Source organism: Chelativorans alearensis (assembly GCF_010993735.1).
In the GTDB taxonomy this organism is placed as follows: domain Bacteria; phylum Pseudomonadota; class Alphaproteobacteria; order Rhizobiales; family Rhizobiaceae; genus Chelativorans; species Chelativorans alearense.
The window spans coordinates 573,680-598,340 of sequence record NZ_WQNI01000001.1; the positions used below are offsets into that span (position 1 = coordinate 573,680).

20 protein-coding genes are annotated in these 24,661 nt (G+C 67.1%); 11 read left to right on the forward strand and 9 right to left on the reverse strand.

The features are described 5' to 3' along the window. Positions 1-77: 77 nt before the first annotated feature. The 8 genes from GPJ75_RS02620 to GPJ75_RS02655 form a co-directional block, all read right to left on the reverse strand. Positions 78-980: a LysR family transcriptional regulator gene (locus GPJ75_RS02620; protein WP_163264786.1), complete on the reverse strand. Its 903-nt coding sequence runs from the start codon at positions 978-980 to the stop codon at positions 78-80. 87 nt (positions 981-1,067) lie between these two features. Continuing rightward, complete coding sequence (locus GPJ75_RS02625) at positions 1,068-2,879, reverse strand: ABC transporter ATP-binding protein (protein WP_163264788.1); 1,812 nt, start codon at positions 2,877-2,879, stop codon at positions 1,068-1,070. Next, positions 2,876-3,778, reverse strand: coding sequence for an ABC transporter permease (locus GPJ75_RS02630; protein WP_163264790.1), 903 nt, complete (start codon positions 3,776-3,778; stop codon positions 2,876-2,878). Before GPJ75_RS02630 ends, GPJ75_RS02625 begins: the two co-directional genes overlap by 4 nt. Further along, positions 3,775-4,716 (reverse strand): ABC transporter permease, encoded by a 942-nt coding sequence (locus GPJ75_RS02635; protein ID WP_163264792.1) that lies wholly within the window; start codon positions 4,714-4,716, stop codon positions 3,775-3,777. The genes GPJ75_RS02630 and GPJ75_RS02635 overlap by 4 nt, the downstream gene beginning before the upstream one ends. 278 nt (positions 4,717-4,994) lie before the next feature. Beyond that, the gene (locus GPJ75_RS02640) at positions 4,995-6,536 is read right to left on the reverse strand and encodes an ABC transporter substrate-binding protein (protein WP_163264794.1); all 1,542 of its coding nucleotides are present in this window, start codon (positions 6,534-6,536) and stop codon (positions 4,995-4,997) included. Between the two features lie 55 nt (positions 6,537-6,591). Continuing rightward, positions 6,592-7,305: an SDR family NAD(P)-dependent oxidoreductase gene (locus tag GPJ75_RS02645; protein ID WP_163264796.1), complete on the reverse strand. Its 714-nt coding sequence runs from the start codon at positions 7,303-7,305 to the stop codon at positions 6,592-6,594. Positions 7,306-7,335: 30 nt separating this feature from the next. After that, the gene (locus tag GPJ75_RS02650) at positions 7,336-8,499 is read right to left on the reverse strand and encodes an NAD(P)/FAD-dependent oxidoreductase (RefSeq protein WP_163264798.1); all 1,164 of its coding nucleotides are present in this window, start codon (positions 8,497-8,499) and stop codon (positions 7,336-7,338) included. Beyond that, positions 8,496-9,794, reverse strand: coding sequence for an NAD(P)/FAD-dependent oxidoreductase (locus GPJ75_RS02655; protein WP_163264800.1), 1,299 nt, complete (start codon positions 9,792-9,794; stop codon positions 8,496-8,498). Before GPJ75_RS02655 ends, GPJ75_RS02650 begins: the two co-directional genes overlap by 4 nt. 118 nt (positions 9,795-9,912) lie before the next feature. Between GPJ75_RS02655 and GPJ75_RS02660 the strand changes: the two genes are divergently transcribed. Then, positions 9,913-10,806: a LysR family transcriptional regulator gene (locus tag GPJ75_RS02660; protein ID WP_163264802.1), complete on the forward strand. Its 894-nt coding sequence runs from the start codon at positions 9,913-9,915 to the stop codon at positions 10,804-10,806. 20 nt (positions 10,807-10,826) lie between these two features. On the opposite strand, the gene GPJ75_RS02665 is transcribed toward GPJ75_RS02660, so the two are convergent. Beyond that, positions 10,827-12,074 (reverse strand): bifunctional alpha/beta hydrolase/OsmC family protein, encoded by a 1,248-nt coding sequence (locus tag GPJ75_RS02665; RefSeq protein WP_163264804.1) that lies wholly within the window; start codon positions 12,072-12,074, stop codon positions 10,827-10,829. 757 nt (positions 12,075-12,831) lie between these two features. Here GPJ75_RS02665 and repA point away from each other — a divergent pair. From repA to GPJ75_RS02715, 10 genes are all read left to right on the forward strand, one after another. Beyond that, positions 12,832-14,091: a plasmid partitioning protein RepA gene (gene repA / locus GPJ75_RS02670; protein WP_163264806.1), complete on the forward strand. Its 1,260-nt coding sequence runs from the start codon at positions 12,832-12,834 to the stop codon at positions 14,089-14,091. After that, a complete protein-coding gene (gene repB, locus GPJ75_RS02675; protein WP_163264808.1) occupies positions 14,088-15,161 on the forward strand; it encodes a plasmid partitioning protein RepB in 1,074 nt (357 codons plus the stop codon). Before repA ends, repB begins: the two co-directional genes overlap by 4 nt. Before the next feature lie 210 nt (positions 15,162-15,371). After that, entirely contained in the window at positions 15,372-16,730 is a 1,359-nt protein-coding gene (gene repC, locus GPJ75_RS02680; RefSeq protein ID WP_163264810.1) for a plasmid replication protein RepC, read from the forward strand. Between the two features lie 79 nt (positions 16,731-16,809). Continuing rightward, positions 16,810-17,211, forward strand: a complete 402-nt coding sequence (locus GPJ75_RS02685) for an MbcA/ParS/Xre antitoxin family protein (protein ID WP_246248877.1) — start codon at positions 16,810-16,812, stop codon at positions 17,209-17,211. Further along, positions 17,208-17,726, forward strand: a complete 519-nt coding sequence (locus GPJ75_RS02690) for an RES family NAD+ phosphorylase (protein WP_163264813.1) — start codon at positions 17,208-17,210, stop codon at positions 17,724-17,726. The genes GPJ75_RS02685 and GPJ75_RS02690 overlap by 4 nt, the downstream gene beginning before the upstream one ends. Positions 17,727-17,824: 98 nt before the next feature. Next, entirely contained in the window at positions 17,825-18,997 is a 1,173-nt protein-coding gene (locus GPJ75_RS02695; RefSeq protein ID WP_163264815.1) for an RHE_PE00001 family protein, read from the forward strand. A gap of 101 nt (positions 18,998-19,098) precedes the next feature. Beyond that, positions 19,099-19,695 (forward strand): invasion associated locus B family protein, encoded by a 597-nt coding sequence (locus GPJ75_RS02700; protein ID WP_246248878.1) that lies wholly within the window; start codon positions 19,099-19,101, stop codon positions 19,693-19,695. Positions 19,696-19,768: 73 nt separating this feature from the next. Then, the gene (locus GPJ75_RS02705) at positions 19,769-20,737 is read left to right on the forward strand and encodes a ChaN family lipoprotein (protein WP_246248879.1); all 969 of its coding nucleotides are present in this window, start codon (positions 19,769-19,771) and stop codon (positions 20,735-20,737) included. After that, the gene (locus tag GPJ75_RS02710; protein ID WP_246248880.1) at positions 20,734-22,779 is read left to right on the forward strand and encodes a filamentous hemagglutinin N-terminal domain-containing protein; all 2,046 of its coding nucleotides are present in this window, start codon (positions 20,734-20,736) and stop codon (positions 22,777-22,779) included. Before GPJ75_RS02705 ends, GPJ75_RS02710 begins: the two co-directional genes overlap by 4 nt. Further along, positions 22,780-24,648: a ShlB/FhaC/HecB family hemolysin secretion/activation protein gene (locus GPJ75_RS02715; RefSeq protein ID WP_205602448.1), complete on the forward strand. Its 1,869-nt coding sequence runs from the start codon at positions 22,780-22,782 to the stop codon at positions 24,646-24,648. The last annotated feature ends 13 nt before the right edge of the window (positions 24,649-24,661 follow it).

Sequence of the window (24,661 nt, forward strand, 5' to 3'; positions counted from 1 at the left end):
CCCCTTCCATTATCTTGAAAAGGGATTCCAAACTTCATTGATCTTGTCAATCGATCATTTTTATAACTTATCGATCTCTACAGCAGATCATTTTGATCGGCTTCCAAGGCCGCTTCACTGATGATACGGCCCGCCTCACGGTTACGCTCGGGAAAGTACGCCACCACGAAATTCAGGTCCTCCGGTGCAGCGCAAGGCTCCACCTCCAGTTGCTGTATATGATCGGCGGCGCCAAGCTGGTGGGACGTCGCCATGCGGCAGGGCAGAACGCCAATGCCGAACTGGTCGGCAACGAGATGAAGCACGGTGGAGAGCGATGCCGAGCCATGAAGAATGGGCGCATCGCCAACGGACCCGGTGAAGAGCCGCTCAACCTGCTTGTAGGGCGGCGTCCCCTTGGGAAACGTGACGATGGGGTGGGCCGCCAACTCCGCAAGGGTCAAAGGCGCGGCCGGCCTGGGCAGGCGATCGGAGGCATACCAGCCGAGCGCGATGGGCCGTAGCGGCGCCGCCACCACATCCCGCGGTTGCAGGTCCCTCAAGAGGATGGCGACATCGATCTCGTCCTCCACAAGCTTGTTGGCAAGCTGCTCGGACGTATCGACGGAGAGCTCGAAACGGACATGGGCATGCTCGCGCCGCAGCCGTTTGAGCATTGCCGTCAGGATCGTATGGACGATTGTCTCGGCAACGCCGATGCGCACGGTGCCGTTGAGCCCGCTCGTCTGCGTGATCTCCTGGACGATCCGGTCGCGGCTGTGGACGAGACGGTCCGCCTCTTCGAGGAACCGGCGGCCGGCCGGTGAGAGACGAACCTGGCGGCCCACCCGGTCGAACAGCCTGACCCCCAGCCGCTTCTCCAGCGCGGCAATGCGCGCGGAAATCGCCGACTGCGCGAGCCCGAGCCTTTGCGCGGCCGCACGGAAGCCGCCCGCCCGAACCACCGCATGTACGATCTCGACATCGCGAAAGCCAAACATCTGATACCCGCGTCCTGGAGCCTTCAACCTTGTGGACCAGTTCGCCGCGCAGGACAATCGTCAGGGATCGATCGCAGGCAGGTCCCCTCAATGCTCCATCACGAAATGGTCCGGCCCCACGGCCACCATGCGCCGCTCGGGCCGCGTCCAGCCAACCGGCCGGACCGGGCTTTGCAGCTCGTCGGCGATCAGGCCGCGCCGCCGGCCCCGGGTCGCCGGGTCGGGCACCGGAACGGCTTCGATGAGCTTGCGCGTATAGGGATGGCGCGGGTTTGAAAGCACGGCGTCGCGCGGGCCGATCTCGACGATCTCGCCCAGAAGCATCACCGCGATGCGGTGGCTCACCCGCTCCACCACGGCGATGTCGTGGCTGATGAAGAGATAGGCAAGCCCCAGCTCGCGCTGCAGATCGAGCATGAGATTGACCACTTGAGCCTTGATGGAGGCGTCGAGCGCGGAGACGGATTCGTCGGCGACGATCAGGCTCGGCTCGAGCGCCAGGCCACGGGCAATGCAGATGCGCTGGCGCTGGCCGCCGGAGAATTCGTGCGGAAAGCGCAGCGCGTGCTCGCGCGCCAGCCCGACCAGATCCAGGAGGCGCGCCACCTTCTCCTCAACCTCCACCCCGTTTGCCAGCCCGTGCACGCGGATGGGCTCGCCGATGGCCGAGCCGACGGTCTGCCGCGGGTTGAGCGAGCCGTAGGGATCCTGGAAGATCATCTGCATGCGCCGGCGCGCGGCCCTTAAGGCGGCGGCGTCGGCCTCCATCAGGTTCTCGCCCTCGAAGCGCACCTTGCCGGCCGTCGGCTCGACCAGGCGCAGGATGGAGCGGCCGGTGGTGGACTTGCCGCAGCCCGATTCCCCCACCAGCGCCAGCGTCTCGCCGGCGCGCACGGCAAACGAGACATCCTCCACCGCGTGTACGTAGCCGGTGGTGCGGCCGAAGAGCCCGCCATGCATGGAAAAGCGCGTCGTCAGCCCCTCGACATCCAGAATGGCATCGCCGCGCCTGTCCGGCTCGCCATCCGGCTCCGGCCCGGGGCCCGTCTGCGCCATGGCGGGAAAGCGGCGCGGGGTCGCCGTCTCGGCAAGCGCCCCGAGCTTCGGCACCGCGCCGAGCAGCATCCGTGTATAGCCGTGTTTCGGTGCGGTGAAGAGCTCGGCCGCCGGCGCCTCCTCCACCTTCTCGCCCTTCAGCATCACCACCACCCGGTCGGCGATCTCTGCCACCACGCCCATGTCGTGGGTGATGAACATCACCGACATGCCGATCTCGTTCTGCAGTTCGCGGATCAGCTCCAGGATCTGCGCCTGGATGGTCACGTCGAGTGCCGTGGTCGGCTCGTCGGCGATGAGCAGCTTCGGCCGGCAGGCAAGCGCCATAGCGATCATCACGCGCTGGCGCATGCCGCCGGAAAAGGAGTGCGGATGCTCGCCCGCGCGCCGCCCAGCGTCGGGAATGCGCACCAGATCGAACAGGCGCAACACCTCGGCCCCGGCTTCCGCCCCGTCCATGCCGCGATGCCGGCGTAGCGCCTCGGCCACCTGGAAGCCGACCGTCAGCACCGGGTTGAGGCTCGTCATCGGCTCCTGGAAGATCATGCCGATCTCGCCGCCGCGCACGTCACGCATGGCGGCATCGTCGAGCGTCGTGAGCTCTCTACCGGTGAGCTTGACGGACCCCTCGACCCGCCCCACCCCCTGTTGCACCAGCCGCATGATGGAGAGTGCCGTGACGGATTTCCCTGAACCGGATTCCCCCACCACCGCCACGGTCTCGCCCTCGCCGATGGCAAAGCCGACATTGCGCACCACCGGCAGCCATTCGCCGTCGACGCGGAAGGAGGTGGTGAGCCCTTCGACGGAAAGCACGGGGACGGATAGGATAGGCATCTTCATTCCTCACCCCTCAGCCGCGGGTCGATGGCATCGCGCAGCCCGTCGCCGAGCAGGTTCAGCGCGAAGACGACAACGAGAATGGCGACAGACGGAAACAGCGCCAGCCAGAACGAGTCGAGGATGTTCTCGAACCCCTCGCGGATCATGCCGCCCCACGTGGCCGTCGGCGGGCTGACGCCGAGGCCGATGAAGGCGAGCGAGGCTTCCACGCGGATGGCGGTCGCCAGCCACAGCGATCCCATGACGAGGATCTCCGGCGCGATGTTGGGCAGGATATGGCCGAACATCAGCCTCAGATCGGAATAGCCCAGCGCCCGGCCCGCCTCGATGAATTCGCGGTTCTTCACCGCGATGGTCGGCGCCCGCGCGATGCGGGCAAAGGGCGGCACGGCGGTCAGCGCGATGGCGATCACCAGATTGGCGATGGACGGCCCCAGCATGGCAACGACGATCAGGCCGAGGATGAGCGAGGGGAAGGCCAGAAGCACATCCATCACCTGCATGACGATGATGTCGGTGCGGCCGCCGTAATAGCCCGCCACCATGCCGATCAGCGTGCCGATCACCATCGCCGAGCCGATGGCGATAAGCCCGATGGCAAGCGAGATGCGCGCGCCCCACAGGATGCGCGAGAGCGTATCGCGGCCATAGAAGTCCGTGCCCAGCCAATGCTCGGCCGATGGCGGCTTGAGGCGGTAGAGGATGTTCTGGTCGAGCGGGTCGTAAGGCGCGATCGCCGGCGCCAGGACGGCCAGCAGCACGACGATGAGGAAGCCGCCGAGCCCGACCCAGGAGGTCTTGTTGGCGTTGAACGCCTTGATGAGACCGCCGCCCATGGCGACGGCGGCGCTGCGCAGATAGGCGGCGCGCGAGAGGGGCGCTGTCGTCACGTCGGTCATGAGTATTTGATCCTCGGGTCGATCAGGCCGTAGGTGAGGTCGGTGATCAGGTTCACCAGAACGACGATCAGCGTATAGATCACCATCATCCCCTGCAGCATCGTATAGTCGCGCTGGTTGAGCGCGCCGATGATGAGCTTGCCAAGGCCCGGCCGATTGAAGACGATCTCGGTGAGAACGGAATTGCCGATCAGGATGCCGAGATAAAGGCCCACCACCGTCACCACCGGGATCAGCGCGTTGCGCAGGCAGTGGCGCCAGATGATGGTGGCGAAGGCCAGCCCCTTGGCGTGCGCGGTGCGCACATAGTCCTGGTTGAGCACTTCCAGCATCGCCGAGCGGGAAACGCGGGTGATGTAGGCGGCCATGATGAGGCCAAGGTTGATCGCCGGCAGCGCCAGATCGCGCAGCCGGTCGGAAAGGGTCGTCCCCTGCCCGGAGGAAATGACGGGAAACCAGCGAAGCTGGATGGCAAAGACGATGAGAAGCAGCACCGCCGAGACGAACGCCGGGAAGGAGAGCCCCAGGAGCGAGGCCATGCGGGTGATATAGTCGGGCAGCTTGTTGCGCCTGACCGCCGACCACACGCCGAGCGGTATGCCGACCGCGGCCCCCAGCACCAGCGACACGAAGGTCAGCTCCAGCGTCGCCGGCAGCACCTTCAGGATCTCCTGGATCACCGGCCGGCCGGAGACCATGGAAACACCCCAGTCGCCGACCACGACGCCGCCGAGGAACTGGACATACTGCACATAAAGCGGCTGATCGAGGCCAAGCCGGGCACGCAGCGCATTGAGCGCCGCCTGGCTCGCCTGATCGCCGAGAATGGCCATGGCCGGATCGCCGGGCAAAACCCGCACGATGAAGAAGACGATGGTCAACACCGCGAAAAGCGTGATGACGGCGAAACCGAGCCGCTTGAGGACGAAAGCTGTCATGGCGTGTTCCGGAGGAAGTCGGTCATTTTCAGGTGTTTTCGCAAGACGCTGGTTTCCCTCACCGACCCCGCTCACAGGGGGTTATGGCATATGAGTCTTTTTTTGGCTTCGCCGGAACCCCCACCCTCACCCCTCCCCTCAAGGGGGAGGGGGACACCGGCGTCTCAGAATCCCCCTCCCCCTTGAGGGGAGGGGTAAGGGGTGGGGGTTCCAATCAAGGACTCACAATCCACATGCGATAGCCCTACGCTCTACGGCAGAGGGAGCCAGCACGATCCCTACTCCACAAACCGCGCCGCCTCGGTCACCGGCGGGCTCAGGTTGAGCGAGCCGTTGACCTCGACGCCGAGGTCGAGCGTGTCCTTCCACGCCCAGAGCTGCAAGCTCTGGACAAGCGGCACCGCGCAGACCTCGTCCATGATCTTGCGCTGGGCCTCCGCCCACAGTTCGAGCTGCTTTTCATCGTCCGTCTCCGCGCGCGCGGCGGCAATCTCCTCATCGGCCACGTCGCAGTGCGAGAAGTTCGCGACGGCGGTCGGCTTACCGACAATGGCGTCGGAGTGGAAGAACTGCGACAGATAGACGTCGGCCACCGGGAAGCGCGCCGCGGCGTAGTGGGTCACCTGGCTCAGGTCCTTGCGGATCTGCTCGTGGAAGGTGGCGTGCTCCACCGTCTCGATCTCCAGGTTGATGTCGGCCTCGCGCAGAAGCGCCTGCACCGCCTCCATGGTGGTCAGCATGCCCGGCAGCGTCGTGTGGATGGCCTTGATGGTCACGCCGTCGGGATGGCCGGCCTCGGCCAGCAGCGCCTTCGCCTTCTCCACCGAGAACTCATAGGTCGGCACGTCGCCCGTATAGCCGAGATTGCCTTCCGGCACCGGTGAGACGGCGGCCAGCGTCACGTCCGGGCCCTTGAACTCGACCAGGGCGTTGCGGTCAATGGCGTGCGCGACGGCGCGGCGCACGCGCACGTCGTCGAGGGGCGGCATCGTCATGTTGAGATGGATGACCGACATTTCGCCCGGCGTCATCACCGCCACCTTGGTGCCGGGCACCTCGGAGATGCGCTCCACCCAGGTCTGGTCCTGCTTGCCGTAGATCATGTCGATCTCGCCGGACTGGAAGGCGAGGTCGCGCGAGGAGTCCGACGGGATGTAACGGTAGTAGATCTCCTTGATCTGCGGCTCGCCGCGGAAATATTCAGGGTTCGCCACCAGCTTCACATACTGCTGCGGCTGATACTCCTCGAACATGAAGGGGCCGGTGCCGATCGGCGTACGCTCGAACTCCGTGCCGAGCGCCTCGACGGCGTCTTTGCACACGATGTTGCCCCCGTGATAGGGCACCAGAAGGCCGAGCAGGCTCGGCACCGGGTTCTTCAGCGTGATGGTCACCTCATGGTCGCCCGTCGCCTCGACGCTTTCAAAAGCCGCGTAGCTGTCGGCAAAGGCCGAGATGTCGGGATCGGCCGCGCGGTTGAGCGAGAAGACGACGTCTTCGGCATCGAGCGGACCGTAGTCGCCATGGCAATCGACATCCTGGCGCAGCGTGAAGGTCCAGGTCAGCCCGTCCTCGGAGGTGGTCCAGCTTTCGGCGATGTCGGGCTCGATATCGGCCGGGCTCGCCTCGCCCGGCTTGATGCGCACCAGGCCGTTGAACATCCAGTGCAGAAGGCCCTTGTCCGGCGTCGACGTCGCCACATGCGGGTCGAGCTTGCCGGCGTCGGCACTGCCCATGCCGACATTCAGCGTCTCCCCCGCCGCGTGGGCGCTGCCTGCCATGGCCAGGCCTATGAGCGTCAGTCCGATCGTTCTTCTCATTGGTTCCACCTCTCTCCTTGTTATTCGGTTGTTGGTACGTGTCGTCGAATGCTCCTTAAAGCGTGTCCTCGAGCCGGCAATTGACCAGCATTTCGGCGATCGCCGCGCTGTTGGGAAGCGCAATCGCCGTGGCGGCGAGCTCGGCCAGGTCGCCGGGCTCTATCATCTCCTCGCGGCTTACCTTGGTGACGCCAGCGGTGAGATCGGTGGCGACGAAGCTTGGGCAAAGCGCGGTCGCCCGCACCCTGTGCTCAAAGCCGATGCGGCGCGTGCCGTGCGTCAGCGCCATCACCGCGTGCTTCGTCATGTTATAGGCGATGTTCTCGTTGCGCACCCGCTTCCCTGAAAGCGAGGCGACGTTGACGATGCGCCCGCTGCCCGCGGCCTTCAGGTGCGGCAGGCAGGCTCGGGTAAGAAAGAGCGGCCCCTTGACGTTGATCGTCCAGAGCGCGTCGAGATCGGCCTCCTCCCCTTCCTCTATGGAAAATGTGTTGGAGGTGCCGGCGTTGTTGACCAGCGCATCGAGCCTGCCATACCGCTCCAGCGTCGCGGCGAGCCAGGCCGCATGGCTCTCCCGGTCCGCCGCCTCGTAGCGCGCACACAAAAGCCGCTCGCCGGAGAGCGGCGCAAGGGCGGCTTTAAGCGCCGCCACGTCCCGCGCCCCGGCGCTCACCGCATAGCCCTTGGCGTGCAGGGTCTCGGCGATGGCGCGGCCGATGCCGCGGCTGGCGCCGGAGATCATGACGACACGGCCTTTCGGATCGAGCACTTCTAGTCCCTTTCGTTTCTCTCCATGGTGTCAGCCATGCAACGTGAGTTCGGCTTCCGGCCGGGCGCTCTTCGAAAAGCGGTCGAAGCGGAAAGCATCCAGCGCCAGCGCCGGCGGGCGCCCCAAGGCAAGGTCGGCGGCCAGCGGCCCGGTGACGGGACCGATGCCAAAGCCGTGGCCGGAGAAGCCCGCCGCCACCACCAGATTGTCGCAGCCCGGCGCCCGGTCGATCACCGGCAGCGCGTCCGGCGTCAGGTCGAGCACGCCGCCCCACACATTCTCCACCTCGGCCTCGGCCAGCGCCGGCAGCACCGCGGCCACCCTGCCGATGGTCTCCATCACCCTTCGCGCGGTGGGGCGGACAACCGGGCCGCGTTCCGTCTCGCAGAGCGCCCCCGCCCACACCTCGGCGCCGCTCGTCACGCGCAGCCGGCTGGAGACCTCCTGCCGCACCGCCATGTCCGCATTGGCCACGCCGAGGACGGGCCGCAGCAGCGGCGCGCACGGTGCCGTCCGCACCACCGTCACCATCGGCCGGCGCAGCGGGATCTGAAGCCCGAGCGGCTCCAGCACCGCGTTGACGAAGATGCCGGGCGCGGCGAGCACCGCGCCGGCGGCGATGCGGCGCCGGTCGGTAATGGCCCCGGTGATGCGCCCGCCTTCCGCCTCCAGCCGCAGGACCCGTTCACCCATTAAAACGCGCGCCCCGAGCCGCTCGGCCCGGTCGAGAAAGGCCAGGACCGTCGCCACCGGGTCGGCATGCCCGTCCGTCGGGCACCACGAAGCCGCGAGCACCGTGGACGAAAGGGCCGGCGTCACCTCGCGCACCGCGGCAAGGTCGGGCAGGAGCGTAAGATCGAGCCCCGCCGCCTTCTGCTCGGCCACCAGCGCCTTCAGCGTCTCGATTTCCCCCGCATCGCGCGCAAGCCTCAGGTTGCCGTGCTGGCGATAGCCGGTGTCGGCCTCCAGCATGCGGTCGAGCTCCGGCCACAATGCCACGGCCGCCCGCGCAAGCGGCAGTTCGGCGGCGTGCCGGCCGGACTGCCGTACGCCGGCAAGGGTCCAGCCGGAGGCCATTGCCGCCGGTCCGTAGCGGTCGACGATCTCCACCCGCGCCCCCGCTTCAGTCAGCGCAAGGGCAGCCGCCGCCCCCGTGATGCCGGCACCGATGACGAGGACGTCCGGTGCGCTCATGCCGCCGCCCTCCGCTCGAAACGCGACAACGCGAAGGGCGCGGGATCGACCAGCGGCGCCTCGCCGAGAACGGCCTGCGCCGCCATCAGGCCGACGCCCGGCCCGATGCCGAAACCATGGCCGGAAAGCCCGGTCGCGATCAGCAGCCCTGCCCAGCCGAGCGGCGTGTCGACCACCGGCAGCTCGTCCGGCATCACGTCGATCATGCCGCCCCAGCTCTGCACGGGGCGGGCCTCGGCGAGCTGCGGATGCAATGCCCGTGCGCAAGCCATGACATCGGCAAGCAGCTTGCCGTCCGGCTCCGGGTCGAGCACGCGCACCTTCTCGAACGGGCTCGTCTCGTCGGCGCGCCAGCGCACCGCGCCCAAGGGCCCGAAGAAGTCGCGCCCGGCCCTGATCTTCATGATACGCCAGCGCTGTTTGAGCACCGGCAGGAAGGCGCCGAAGTGCCGGAAGGCGGCCGGGATGAGCTGGAACTCCGCCGCCCCGCTGCGCGCAATCGTGTAGCCGCCGTCGAGCCGCCGCCGCACGGAGGCGCCGGCCGCCCCCAGCGCGCCGGGCGTGATCTGCGGCGCCGGCGCGGTCCTCAAGACCGAGGATTTGACGGCGAGCTGCGGCAGGCCGAGCCCGAGATTTTCAAGGAATGTGCGCGACCAGACGCCGCCCGCAAGGATAACCGCCTGACAGGCGATCTCCCCACGCTCTGTAACGACACCGCTGACGCGCCCGCCCGCGCGCTCGACCGTGCGCACGGCGCAGTTCTCCAGAACGGTGACGCCCAGCTTCGCCGCGTGCCGCGCCATCGCCGGCACGGCCAGCGACGGCTCGGCCTGGGCATCCGACGGCGTGTGCAGCGCGCCCTTGAAGCGCCGGTCCTCGCGGCCGAGCAGCGCATCGGTCTCCGCCGGGGAGAGCAGCGCCGTGTCGAGCTGGAATGCACGGACCTTCTCGAGCCACGCCGCATGCGCGGCCAGCTGCTCCTCCGTATCGGCCAGATAGGTGATGCCGCACACCCGGTAGCCGATGTCCGTCCCGAGCTCGGGCACGAGCCGCGCCCACAGCCGGGCGCTCTCGATCATCAGCGGCAATTCGCCGGGGTCGCGCCCCATCTTGCGGATCCAGCCCCAGTTGCGCGACGACTGCTCGCCGGCGATGCGGCCTTTCTCGCACAACACCACGCGCATGCCGCGCCCGGCGAGATAAAGAGCCGCGGAAACGCCGACCACCCCGCCGCCGATGACGACGACGTCGGTCCTTGCCGGAAGAGATGCGATATCGGTCTTGGTCCCGCCCACTGCGGATGCCCCTCACACGAGCCGGAAAAACCTCGTCAGTGAATGGGCGGCCTTGCTATAAGGCAAATAAGGAATCATTACGCGAGTATCATGAAACCTTATAGTCGTGGGTGCAAACATGCTCAGCCAACGATCCCTGGAAGCCTTCCGTGAGGTGATGCGCACCGGCACCGTCTCGGGCGCGGCGGAGGAGCTTCTGATCTCGCAGCCGGCCGTGAGCCGGCTCATCCGCGAGCTCGAGGAGCGCTCGGGCCTGCGCCTCTTCACGCGCCACGGCGGGCGCGTGGTGGCAACGCCCGAGGCGCACGAATTCTGGCTGGAGGTGGAGCGCAGCTTCACCGGCCTGAAGCAGATCGAGCGCGCGGCGGACCAGATCAAGCGCGGCCAGCGCACGACGCTGAGCATCGCCGCCGCCCCCGCCTTCGCCCACACGGCGCTGCCGCAGGCCGTCGCCCAACTGCACGCCGAGCGGCCGGAGTTCCGCGCCGAGTTCTTCGCCATGACCACGCTGCCGGTGGTGCGCCAGGTGGCGCTCAGGCAATGCCAGATCGGCTTCGGCATCCCCACCCAGCACAAGTTCGAGATCGACGTGGTGCGCACGGGCGCCCTGCCCTACCGCTTCATCGCCCCGGCGGGCCACCCGCTCGGCGAAAAGGAAACCGTCTCCTTCAACGACCTTTCCGGCGTCGACTTCGTCAGCTTCGTCGATTCCACCATGACGGGCCGGCTCTTCGACCGCCGCTTCGCCAAGATGCGCCGGCCGCCGCTGGTGAAGATGCGCGCCTATCTTTCCATCGTCATCTCGGCGCTGGTGCGGCGCGGCCTGGGCGTCGCGCTGATCGACCCCTTCACGGCGGAGGACCACGTGCGCCTCGGCGGCATCTCACGGCCGTTCGAGGCGGAAGAGCGGTTCGAGTACTCGATCATCAAGCCGCTCGGCGAAAAGCTCGGCGCCGAGTGCGCGGCGCTGGTGGAGCATTTCGAGGCCCTGGCGGATGTGCATCGGGTTTGAGTGGCCTCGCCCAGAGGCCCCTACCCCGCCCCGCCGTCGCCGGCCTCCACCACTGTCGCCACCTTCGCCTTGGCCTCCAGCGTGCGGTGCACCGGGCACTTCCCGGCGATCTCCGCCAGCTTGTCCCGCAGCTCCTCGGAGACTTCCCCCTCCACCGAGATCACGCGCTCGAAACGGTCGATCCTGCCGCCGCCCTCGCGCTCCTCATCCGTACATTCCGCGCAGTCGCGGGCGTGCATCTTGGCATGCGAGACGTCGACGCTGACGCGCCCGAGCGACAGGCCCTTGCGGTCCGCATACATGCGCAGCGTCATCGACGTGCAGGCGCCCAGCGCGATCGACAGGAAGTCGTAGGGCGAGGGCCCCGAATCGAGCCCGCCCGCGCTTTCCGGCTCGTCGGCGAACAGCCTGTGCCGGCCCGCCAGCACCGTGTTCTGGAAGGCGCCCTCCCCCGTCTCCGTGATGCGCACGTGCTCCATCGTGACACGGTCCTGCGGCACGTCGCCGACGATGTAGCGCGAAAGCCACCCGGCGATCACGCTCGCTGCGAAGGCCGCATCCTGTGGCCGGGTGAGAAGATGGTCAGCGGTATCCAGCGACACGAAGCTCTTGGGGTGCTTGGCCGCCATGAAGATCTCCGTGGCATTGTCGATGCCCACCGTCTCGTCGCGCGGCGCGTGCAGGATGAGGAGCGGCTTCCTCATCGCCGCCACGGCTTTGGAGATGCGCTGCGCGCGCACATCCTCCACGAACTTCTTGCCGATACGGAACGTGCGCCCGGCGAGATCGACCTTTGCATCGCCGTCCCTGTCGATCGCCTCCAGGCTGGCGCCGAAGTTCTTCAGCACATGGGCGGCATCGGCCGGGGCGCCGATGGTGACGACGGCGCGCACTTCCGCAATATCCTTGGCCACTGCCAGCACCGCCGCACCGCCCAGCGAATGGCCGATCAGCACCGATGGCGCCAGGTAATGCTCGCGCAGATAATCGGCGGCCGAGACCAGATCGGCAACGTTGGAGGAAAAGTTCGTCGAGGCGAATTCCCCCTCGCTCGATCCGAGCCCCGTGAAATCGAAGCGCAAAACGGCGATGCCCTCGCGCGCCAGCTCCGCGGCGATGCGGCGGGCCGCCGCCAGGTCCTTCGAGCAGGTGAAGCAATGGGCAAACAGCGCATAGGCGCGCACCGGCCCGCCCGGCAGATCGAGGCGTGCAGCCAGGGTGGCGCCGGAGTGGCCGGCAAATTCAAGCCGCTGGGTCAACGAGGTCATGGCGAGGCCTTTCGTTATCGAAGGAAAAGCATACCGTATGTGCGCACGGGCCACACGCCGGCTATCCGTCGGCACCGGCAGTGCAAAAATGGCCGCGATCATACGGAAGCAATCGGCGGCTTTCCTTCCGCTGGTCGGGATTTGCTTCTCTGCCCGGATATGGCCGGATAGAGCGGCGCCGCCACCGCCATCTCCGGACTTTTCGATTCACGCCCCTTCACCCACGGATCGCGACTCGCTATTCGCGACTCGGCACCGATGGGGCGGCAATGCATCATCCAGCGAGCGGGAGGACGCCGGAGATGGGAGGCACGCCCGGTAGCGCCCTCCCCTCCCCGCCCGAATCCGCCAGCGGATTCATAGGCTTCCGCACCCTTCGGAAGCCGTTAACCCTTTGTTAACCAAAAACTTCTTGACGAAGCGGGCACGCGCCATTCCAATAGTTACGGAAACAACCGCGTTTTGGCGGCAGGGGCGTAACCGTATGCCGGGCGCGGAGATTGTGGGTTATTTGCGTTAATGCCGGATCGCTGTCGTAACGGCTTCGAAAAGGGGCATGTGCGGCCGCCGGCGTAGGCGGCTCGCCCGTCGGGGGCGAATCGCGGTAAGGTGCCGCAGTTGTAGAGGGGTTGCCGTCCGCTGGGCGGCATGGAGGGACCTTTATCCCCGCCCTTTCGTGTGCGCGTAGAATGTGGAGCTCGGTGGGCATGGTGCCGCCGATGAGCCAGGGATGGGCCGTGCGCCCGAAGGGAGTTCGATGTTGGACAACGCGGTGGACCGGACGATAAGCGTTAGCGTGGCGGCCGACGAGCGGATCGCCGCCGATGCAGCGCTGCTTTCCGAGCAGCTTCGCGTCCTGCGCGACCGGGTTTTCCCGCCCTCCTCGCAAAAATCGCTGCGCACCTTTTCGAGCGGCGAGGCGGCGAAGCTCGTGGGCGTCTCCGACGGCTATCTGCGCCAGCTTTCCATTGCCGGCGATGGGCCGCAGCCGGATACGGGCGTCGGCGGCAGGCGGTTTTATTCGCTGGCCGACATCAACGCGCTGCGCCGCTATCTGGCCGAGCAGGCCCGCGCCAAGGGCAACCTCGCCAAGGCGCGCTCCTACGTGAAATGGCGGGATCCCGAGACAGAGCACCTGCAGGTGATCGCCGTCACCAACTTCAAGGGCGGCTCAGGCAAGACCACCACCAGCGCCCACCTGGCCCAGCACCTGGCGCTCGCCGGCTATCGGGTGCTGGCCGTCGACCTCGACCCGCAGGCCTCCCTTTCAGCCCTCTTCGGCTATCAGCCGGAGCTCGACCTTTCCGGCAACGACACGCTCTACGGCGCCATCCGCTATGACGAGGAGCGGCGGCCGCTTTCGCAGATCATCCGCAAGACCTATTTCGACGGCCTCGACATCGTGCCGGGCAATCTGGAGCTGCACGAGTTCGAGCACACCACGCCGCGCATGCTGGCCGACCGGCAGGTGGGCGGCGGCGCCGACGAGTTCTTCTTCGCCCGCATCCAGGCAGCCCTTGCCACCGTGGCCGACGATTACGACGTGGTCGTCATCGACTGTCCGCCGCAGCTCGGCTTCCTGACGCTGTCGGCGCTCTGTGCGGCCACTTCGGTCATCGTCACCGTGCACCCGCAGATGCTGGACGTGGCCTCCATGAGCCAGTTCCTCTTCATGACCGCCGACCTTCTGTCGGTTGTGCGGTCTGCCGGCGGCACGCTCAATTTCGATTTCCTGCGCTATCTGGTGACCCGCTACGAGCCCAATGACGGGCCGCAGACGCAGATCGTCGGCTTCCTGCGCTCGCAGTTCGGCGAACGGGTGCTGACGGCGCCAATGGTGAAATCGACGGCGATTTCCGACGCCGGTCTGACCAAGCAGACGCTCTACGAGGTTGGCCGCGACAGCTTCACCCGCTCCACCTACGACCGGGCGATGGAAGCGTTGACAGCTGTCAACTCCGAGATCGAGGGCCTCATCATCGAAGCCTGGGGCCGGGGCGAGGGAGGCGGCGTATGAGCAAGCGCAAGGACCATCTGAAGGCGCTGTTCGGCGGTGCCCCGCTGCCCGGAGAGGAAGCGCCCTCCCCGGCCCCGCAGACAAGCCGCGCGCCGGAGACGAAATCCTTTCCCTCGCCGACCAAGGCCGGCCCGCCCCGCAGTGCCTCGGGCGCGGTCAAGGCGATGGGGCTGACGCTCGACGGCGTGACGCGCGAGATCGACGAGGCCCGCGCGATCCGCGAAACCCTCGCCAAGGGCGAGCATGTGGTGGCGGTCGACACCGCGCTTGTCGACCCCTCGCCCGTGCGGGACCGGCTCTCCGGCGAAGAGACGGGCGAAGAGGATTTCGAGGTGCTGGTGGAAAGCATGCGCGAGAGCGGCCAGCAGGTGCCGGTGCTCCTGCGCCCGCACCCCGAGAAGGCCGGCCGCTATCAGGTGGCCTACGGTCATCGCCGCGTGCGCGCCGCCGCCCGGCTGGCAATCCCGGTGCAGGCCGTCGTGCGCCAGCTCGCCGACGAGGAGCTGGTGCTCGCCCAGGGCAAGGAGAACAGCGAGCGGCGCAACCTCTCCTTCATCGAGCGCGCCTTCTTCGCCAAGTCGCTCATACGCCATGGTTTCGACCGCGCCATCGCCCAGCGCGCGCTCTCCGTCCATAAGGCCGACATCACGCGGCTCTTGGCTGTGGCCGATGCCGTGCCGGAGCGGGTGGCGCGCGGCATCGGCCCGGCGCCCAAGGCCGGCCGCGAGCGCTGGATGGCGCTGGCCGAGTACCTGCAGCGGGAATCGGCCGCCGTCATCGCCGACGATCTGGTCACCTCCGAGAGCTTCTTGAAGCTGCCGACCGACGAGCGCTTCCGCTCGCTCTTCGAGCGCGTTGCGCGGCTTTCGAGATCGCAGCGGCCCGGCAAGCCGGCGCCACGGCAGATCGCCGATGGAAAGGGCAGGGTGCTCGCCCGCCTCAGCGAGGGGAAGAAGCCCAAGCTCGAGTTCGACGAGACGGTCGAGCCCGGCCTTGCCCGCTACATAGCCGAGCGCCTGCCTGAGCTTGCCGCCCGCTTTGCCGAGGAGAAGGCCGACAAGACAGATTGAGGATCGCCTGGGCTCTGGCCCCGGCGCGTATGGAGTGAAACGAGGACCAACGAAAAGAGGAAAACCGCGCAAGAAAAAGGCCCCCAGAACGTCGCCATTCCGGAAGCCCCTTTCGATGTAGCAATCTGAAAGAATCACTTCCGATCGGTAATGTCAAGCATCGGCGCGCTCCGGTGACGCCTTTTTCTTGCCTTTTGAGAGGCAGGAGCCATGTCGGAGAGATTTGCCGTCTCGCCATTCGGCGGGAAGGGGTTGGTGCGCGCGCAATTTGCCGTCAACGAGCAGGTTTTGCACGCACGCCGGAAGAGTGAGGCCAGCCACACGTCGGCAGTTGCCAGCGGTGAGCGCGTAGAAGGGAGCGGCCCCGACAAGTGGAAGCTCCTGCGCGCTGTCACCGAGGCCCGCGCGGCGCTGAAGCTTTCCAACCGCACCATCATCGTTTTGGAGGCGCTGGTGAGCTTCTGCCCGGAGCGCACGCTTGCCGTCGGGCGGCCGCTGGTCGTCTTTCCGTCCAATGCCGAATTGTCGCTGCGCACGCGCGGCATGGCGCCGGCTACCCTGCGCCGCCATCTGGCCACCCTGGTGGAGGAGGGCCTCGTCCTGCGGCGCGATAGCGCCAACGGCAAGCGCTACGCCTGCCGCGACGAGGAAGGGCGCATCAAGACCGCCTTCGGTTTCGACCTGTCGGCGCTTGCCGTGCGCGCGCCCGAGATCGAGCGGCTGGCCGCGGAGGCCCGTCGCCAGGCAGCCGCCGTCCGCACGCTCAGGAGCGAGATCACCATCCACCTTCGCGACGTGGCGTCCATCCTGCGGGCCGCGGAAGAGGAGGGCAGGGGAGATGCCTTCCCCGCTCTCCGGCAGGAGCTGGAAGCGCTTTCCGGCCGGCTCGGCCGCAACACGGATATGGAGACGCTTCAGGCGCGTTGCGACCTTCTGGTGGCGCTGCGCGCGCGGGTGGAAACCGCGTGGCTTTCGGAAACGCCGGAGCCCGAGAAGGCATCGGAGTTGACAGCTGTCAACTCTGCGGCCCAGCCCAGGGAAACGCTGCCGGGAAACAGAAAAATGAGCGCCAATGACGCGCAAAATGAGCGCCATATAGAGAGTTCAGAATCCGAAGACTCTTCAAACAATAAAAGGGATTTTCCTGAATTCGCCGACCGCCCGCGCCGCACTTCGCCTCAAAAAGTTGACAGCTGTCAACTCTCACGGCCCGCCGCGCCGGACATCGCCCTCACATCGGTCCTCTCGGCCTGTCCGCAGATCGGCGATTACGTTCCCGGCGGCATTCGTGGCTGGCACGATCTTGCCAAGGCAGCCGATCTCGTGCGCACCATGCTGGGCATCTCCGGCGAGACATGGCTGCAGGCGCGGCGGACCATGGGAGACGTCAACGCAGCCATCGTCGCGGCGGCGATGCTGGAGCGGGCGGACGAGCTCAAGTCTCCCGGCGCCTATCTGCGCGACCTGGCAAAGCGCGCCAAGGAAGGCGGCTTCTCGCCAAAGCCGATGCTGAGCGCGCTGGTCTCGGCGCGGCTGCGCAAGGGGCGGCAGTGTCATGTCCCTGCCTGATGCACGGCCACCGTACAGGTTGCCAAGAAGTATCCCCAGGCCTATATTTATAGATAAAAATAGGACAAGGAATAGGACAATGGGTGCACTGGCAAGTAAGGATGGCGCCGGGCTACCGGGCGAAGATGCGTTGGTGCTGAGATATATGGACAAGTCCGGCGCCATCGCCATTGATCGCTTGGCTGCAGGGTTCGGCATGTCCAAGACACAGCTCGCCGAGACCGTCGGGCTTGCGCGCGAGTCGCTCTACAAGGCGGCGCGCAACCGCGCACCCAGAACCCAGGCGCGCATGCGCGAGATGCTGGAGATCATCAGCCGAATTACGGAGTGGGCCGGCAGCAAGGAGCAGGCGATGGCCTGGTACCGTGCCCAGCCGATTCCCGCTTTCGGCGGCAGGACAGCCGAAGCGCTGGTGAAGGAAGGTAAGGCAGGCGCCGTCCGCGACTATCTGGACCATATTGCACTCGGCGGCTTTGCGTGAGGTTTTCCGGCACATGCTATCGTGCCCATGACCCTCGCTGGTCGTTCAAGCCGACCTCGGGCGAGGGGGCTGCTGTCCGGGGCGCCCGCTTCAACCCGAAAGGCGTGCCGGCCCTTTACTTGGCGCTCGGCATTGTCACGGCGATCAAGGAGGTGAACCACGGCCTCGCCCGCCGCATCGACCCTTGCGTCTTGTGCGCCTACGAGGTGGACTGCGAGGACATCGTCGACCTCACAAGCCCGGAAGACCGGGCAGAGAGGGGAATACGGCTCGACGATATGAACTGCGCGTGGATGCAGTTCCTGGCGGAAAGGAAGCGGCCACCTTCGTGGGGGATCTACGATAAGCTCGCCAAGAAAGGGACTGCTGGAATACTCGTACCGAGTTTTGCACCAGGCGCCGATGCGGCGGAGCACAACTTCGTTCTCTGGCATTGGAGTGAAAGACCGCCGCATCAAGTACGCGTCATCGATCCCGAAGGCCGCCTACCACACAACCAGCTTTCGTGGCGGTGAGGCGCGCATACCGCCCCAAAGGCCAAAAACGCAAATCCCGACGAGCGGAAGAAAAGGCCGAGATAACTTCCGTATGATAATATGCTAAGTGTCCCTCTATGGGGCATGATTCGCTTGATCTTTCGAGCCATGGGTTGCTTAAGCCGCTGGTCCGCGCCGAGGATCTGCTGGCGCGGCTGGACGAGCGGGTGGCGCGCAGCAACCAGGGGCCCGGCTTCCTCGAGAGGCAGCACTTCACCGATGCCGCCGCCGCCCTGTGGCTGGCGGGCGAACTGGTCCATGTGGAGGATCTGGTTCTGCATGACGGGCGCATGGACGTACGCGCGCCGACGCACGAGATCACCCGCGCCCATGGCGTCCTGCGTGCCCGCCGGCGCATTGCCGGCAACCGTCCGGACTGGGCGCTTTCGCCGGCCGGGCTGGGGGTGCTCGTCGCGCGGGAAGGGGAGGGGGCTCCCCCGCCGGTGATGCCGGCCGAGGCGCCGGGGCACGCCGAGCGTGCGCGGGAGGAGGACGAGGAGCCGGAGCCGCTGGCCGAGGAATTCGCGGAGATCGACGCCGTGCTGGCGCGCGCGGGCCGGACGCTTGCCGAGAAGGGCGCGGTTCAAGGTGCCGACACGTTCGCAGCCCCGTGGCCGCTGCCGGCGCCCGCCGCACCGGCAGGCTTCGCGGAGGCCGGCGAAGCCGTGCTCGGCGCCCTGATGCGCGACCCCGACCGGGACGAGACCGCCCTTCTGGGTGAATGGCTCGCCGTGGTGCGCCGGGCCGAGGCTGAGGCGCTGCCCCCCGTCATGGCCGCCTTCCTCGCCTGGGAGGCATGGGAGCGGATCGAGCCGCTGGAACGCCAGCGCTGGCTGGGCAACCTCCTGGTGGCTGCGCTGTTGCGCAAGAGCGGCAAGACCGGCGCCCACCTGGCGGGGCTTTCGGCGGGCCTGCGCGACATTTCGCGCGAACGCCGGCAGAGCCGTGACCGGGCGACACGCTGCCTGGCCTTCCTCGAAGCGTTGAGCGCGGCTGCCCTCGCCGGCGCCAGGGAGATCGACCGGCTGGAGCTGGCGGCCGCCCAGATGGAGCGGCGGCTGAAAGGCAAGCGCCGCAATTCCAGCCTGCCGAGGCTCGCAGAGCTGATCCTGTCACGCCCGATGGTCTCGGCCGGCCTCGTCGCCGCCGAGTTGAAGGTCACCCAACGGGCGGCGCTGAACCTGATCGACGAGCTCGGCGTGCGTGAACTGACCGGTCGCGGACGCTATCGGGCGTGGGGGATCGTGTGACGGGGTTTTTTCAAAATACTCGCATAAATTGAATTTTGCTCGCATAAACACTTGCTTATGCGACGCGAGTCTGGCAATGAGCGGCCCGCGGGGCTGGGCGAATGGACGTGCATGGCGCGGCCAATGGCACTCGAGCTGTTGAGATGAAAGACTGTCTCCCGCCGTATCTTCGGCTCCGCGCATATCTATCGACATTCATTCTCGTTGCATCGGCCGCCGCGTCCGGGTCCGCGATTTTCGCTCCCGCCGCTGTTGCTTCGACGCGGTTCGACGACTGGGAACTGGTCTGCCCGGCAGAGGGGGAAGCCACGGCGCCGGCAGCCACCGAGGCGGAAGGGGCATGCCGGCTGCAGCAGGCGCAGGCGGTTAACGGGGGCAAGGACGTGGTGTTCCTGTTCAACGTGGTGATGCAGGAGAACAAGCCGATCGCCATCATCTCGACGCCGCTGAACGTCTATCTGCCGGCCGGCCTGGAACTGCGGATCGATGGTGGCGGTGCCAGGCGGGCCGCCTTCGAGACGTGCAACATCTCGGGATGCCACGCCGGATTTGCGCTGGAAGGGCCACTCCTGGCGGGGTTGCGCCGTGGCAATGTGTTGTCCGTGACAATGAAGGATTCCAAGGCGAGCCAGGTCCCCGTCGAGGTATCGCTGAAGGGGATTACAGCCGGTCTGGAGGCACTCGCGGAGCAAAATTGAATCACCTGTGAATTCTGTCTGTAAATTTTGCCCGTGAATTTTGAACGCGTTGATTTTTAAGGTCGGAACGGTAGTGCAGCGAAAGATATCCCCCAACACATGCGCATGGTTGCAGGCGGCGCCGGCGGTCCTCTTCCTTCTTATGGTGGGGAGCGCGGTCGGCCCGGCATTGGCCGAGCCCGGCCTATACGCCCGGTGCGAGGAAGGGCGGATCGTACGCGCGGCGACCGGCGTCGAAATGGACTTCGCATCGCTTGCGCCGGAGCTTGCCGAGGCGGGCTTCGTGCTGTTCGGCGAGCGCCATGGGGTGCGTGCGCACGCCGAGGCTTCGGCCTGCGTCCTCAGCGCCATGGCGGCGGACAGACGCCCGGTGGCGCTGGTGATGGAGATGCTGTCGCGCGACGACCAGGAAGCCATCGACGGCTGGCGCCGGACGCATCCGGAGAACGCGGCCGGCCTCGGCAAGGAACTCAAATGGTGGGAGCGCGGCTGGCCGGCCTTCGACAGTTGGCTGCCGCTGATCGGCCGGGCCTTCGGCCTGCGCGTACCGCTCTACGGCGGCGACCTGCCGGCGCGCGAAAGCCAGCCGCGCGAGCTGACGCGCGAGGAACGGACAGCCCTGCTGCAGCGCCTCGGCGAGGGCGGTGAGGCGATCCTCGAGAACTGGCAGGCGGCCATGCACGCGGCCCACTGCGGGCTGCTTTCGCCGCAGGAGGACGAGCGCCTCGGGCTGCACCAGGTGCGCCGCGACCTTTCCATTGCCGATGCGGCGCTTGTCGCCGCTGCGGGGGGCGGCGCGGTGCTGCTTGAGGTGGGGCGCGGGCACAGCCGCAAGGACCGCTCGCTTCATGCCGTTCTTTTCGGCGGGTCGGCCGGCGGGTCGGAAAGCACCACGCTCAGCATCGGCGCCTTCACGACGAACGAGGAGATAACGTCCGCCGACCGTGCGGCCCACGATTTCCTTTGGGTCGTCGGCGAGGACAAGGCGGCGGTGGAGCCCTGCTTGCTCGGGGACACACCGGCCAAGGAGCAAAAACCGTGACTTTCAGACCCGGCTTCCGTTGCGCGGCCCTGTGCTGCGGCCTTTTCCTGGCGGGCATGGCGCGGGCGCAGGTGGAGCCCGACGGCGGCACCGCGACGAGCGTGACGAAAGATCCGGTCTCCGGCGCCGCCAACGTGTCGATTGCCCCGCCGCCGAACACGGCGGGGATCAGCCACAACACCTATTCGCGCTTCTCCGTCGCGCCGGCGGGGGTAAACCTCGACAACAGGAGCGTCAACGCACGCACCATCCTCAACGAGGTCACCTCCTCGCGCATCTCCAACCTCAACGGCCCCCTGGAGGTTCTGGGCGCACGGGCGCATGTGATCCTCGCCAATCCCAACGGCATCTCGGTCGACGGCGCGAGCTTCAAGAACACGGGCGGCGTGGTGCTTTCGACAGGGCGCCCTTCCATCGTCACCCGGCCGACCGCACCTGGCTTCACCCAGGACAATGTGGTTCTCGACACCGGTGGCGGCCGGATCGACGTCGGAGAGGGCGGGCTTGCCGGCGCCATGACCAGCCTGCAGCTGATCGCCGGGCGCATCCGCGTCGACGGGCCGGTCGAGAACACGTCGGAGAACGAGCGGGCGGATGTGCGGCTTCTGGGCGGCGGCAGCCGCGTGGAATACGATTCTGCCATCCTGCCGATCTCCGATCTGGAGGACTGGGGCGAGGTGACCGAGGAAGGCACGGCGGACGATGGCGTGGCGGTCGAGATCACCTCGCGCGGCTCGCTGAAGGCGAACAGCGTCCGCATCCGGGCGACCGGCCGGGGCGCCGGCGTCAGCCATGCCGGAAGCGGGCTCGCCTCGCGCGGCGACTTCATCATCGACGCCAGCGGCAAGGTGACGACGAAAGGTTCGATCAAGGCGGCGAGGGATGTGCGCATCTCGGCGGGATCCATCGCCTCCTCCTCCGTGCCCGGCAAAGAGCAGGCGACGATCGAGGCCGTCAACGGCGCGCTGACGCTGCTGGCAACCTCGGGCGGCATTTCCAACACGGGCGTCCTGATGCAGGGCAGGAGCCGCAATGCCGCCGACGCGAACTCGCTCGGCGGCGCCACGCTGCGGGCCGCGGGCGACATCGATCTCCTGACGGAGAATGCCGAGCAACTGGCAATCGTCTTTTCCTCCGCGGACGACCTCGTGGTCCGCGCAAACGGAAACGTGACGAACGACACGGGGCGGCTTCTGTCCAACGCCACGGCCCATGTGTCGGCCGGCGGCGACATCGCCAACGTGACCGACATGGTGGCGCCGGGCGAGACCATCGGCGAATGGAAGCGCGAGACGAAGCGCGGCAAGCGCCTGTGGTACACGCTGTGGCTGGAGCGCGAGCGCACCGAGACGATCAGCGTAACCTACGGCGCACCGCGGGTTCAGGACCAGCAAGCCTATATCGTCGGGCTGGATGTCGATTTGCAGGCCGGCGGCGACGTCATCAACCGCGGCAGCTCGATCAACGCCGACATCCCCGATGAGGGCGCTCCCAAAGGCGCGGCGGGCGGGTCTCTCACCGTCGCGGCGGGATCCTCGATCCTGAACGAGGCTACCGCCAGCGGGTCCCTGCGCTTCACCAAGACCTGCCGCCTGACCTGCGTCGGCTACGGCTCGTCCGATGTGAGCCTCGTGGGCGGGCGCCTCAACGCGGACGGCGACATCCTCCTCAGCGCCGGGGAGCGCATCGACAACAAGGGCGGGCAACTCACCGGGCTCGACAATTCCGTTCTGTCGGCGCCGGAGGTGACGGTTACGGGCCTGCGGGTGCCGAGCATCCATACCCGCCCGCCCGGCCTCTACAATTTCTGGTCGGGATCCTCGGCCTGGGTCGGCACGGAGGACCTGGGCGGTGTCTTCACCGTGCCGGAGGGAACCCTCGTCATCAATGCCGTCGAGCCCGTCAAGGTCGACGCCGGCATCCTCGACGCGCAGGAAGACATCATCATCCCGAGCGGCGTCGAGATCGTCGCCCCGCCGTCCAGGGACCTGCCGTTCGGCAAGGACCCGATCGGCCTCTTCCGCAAGTTGAGCGGAAACTAGATGGAGGCTGGCGAACGCAGGGGGACATTGGCGAAGGCGTGGGAGCCTCGCCGGCACTGGCCGGTGGGCCTCGCCGCCGTTCTGGCATCGCTTGCCTGGGACGGCGCGCTGGCGCAGGCCGTCGCCCCCGAGGGGCAGCAGGCGCCGGGCGCCTCCGGGCTGCTTGCGACGGAGGGCGAGCCGGAGCCGATCCGCATCCCCACCGGCGGGGCGGCTGCCGATGGTGGGGAAGGGGCGGCCGAGCCATGCTTTCCGGTCGATACGATCGAGATCGCCGGCGACCACACGCTGTTGCCGCGTGAAAAAATCGTCGAGGCGGTCAGGCCGCACGCCGTTTCCTGCCAGGGCAACACCAGCGTCGGCGGCCTTCTGGAAGCCGTCAGCGGGCTGTACGCGGAGAACGGCTTCGTCACCACCCAGCCCTGGCTGCCCGAGCAGGACATCGCCGCCACGAGAACCCTGACCCTGCGCGTCGTGCCGGGGCGGATCGACGAGATCGTCTATGTGGAGAAGCACAAGCCCTGGCGCTGGTTCCTGCCGCGGATGGCAGACCGGACCTCGCGCCTCTTCAAGGCGGAAGGCCCCGGCGATCTCGTCGGGCGGGCGGGGGACTGGTGGGATGCCGTCGACGACGATCTCGACCGTTTCAGTCTTTTGCCGCCGTCGGCGCGCATCGCCATGACAAGGACTGTCGAGGACGGCGATGTCCTGCAGCTTGACGCGCTTCAGGGCACGCTCGACGCGCTCAACAGCGTTTCCTCCCACGACGCAAAGGCCGATCTGGCGCCGGGGCGCGTGTCCGCCACCTCGAAGGTCACCATCGAGAACCGCGTCGACGATACGTTCCGTCTTTACGCCGGCTACGACAACAAGTCGGCCTCCGGCATCGACCGCCGGCGCTTCGGCATCACGGCCGAAAAGGACAATCTGATCGGCATCAACGACAGCTGGTCGGCGACCCTGCGCAGCGACGTCGACAGCAACGAGCTGTCGGGCAGCGTTTCCGTTCCGGTGGGCAGCCTGACGTTCACGGGCGGCGGCACCTGGTCGGAGAACACGACGGAGCTCGATGGCCTGACGGAGTTTTACTACACGATGTGGAGCGCTTCGGCCGGCGTCTACTGGACGGTGCAAAACACCAAGACGGCGCGCACGACGCTCGACCTGACCCTCGATCACCGTGAGGAGAACCGCTACATCGGCGGCCTCAGACTGGACGAGCAGCGCGTCACTACCCTCGCCACCGGCGTCACCTACACGCGTCTTTTCGAGCGGGGCTCGGTGTCGGGCCGTCTCGGCGTGACGGTCGGCCTGCCGATCCTGAATGCCAACCGGGATCCAAGCGACGCCGCTCCCGACACGGCGCGCTATCAGTTCGCCAAGCTCGACGGCGAACTCTCCGCGACCTACACCATTCCGCAGACGGCCTCGCTGTCATCCACGGTCAAGGGGCAGTGGACGGAGCGCCCGCTCCTATCGAATGATCAGATGACGATCGGCTCGGTGGAGACCGTGCGCGGCTTCTCCAAGGATTTCATGAAAGCCGACAGCGGCTTCATCTGGCGCAACGAGGCTTTCTTCGCCGTTCCTGCGCAGCGCCTCGTCAAGGGAGAGACGGCGTCCGCCGAATGGGCCCGCGCGGTGCTTTCCCGCGTCAATCCTTATGTCTTCCTGGACGGCGGCCTCGGCCACGACAACGCCAACGACATCACCGGCTACCGCGTCTCCGCCGGCCTCGGCGTGCGCTATGGCGGCCGCACGTTCAGCTACGACGTCGGCTACGCATTCCGCCTCGCCCACGACGACAAGACGACCGACGGCGACGCCACCGGCGAGCTGTTCTTCAACCTGCGCCTGAAGGTTTTCTGACTGAAAAGGATTT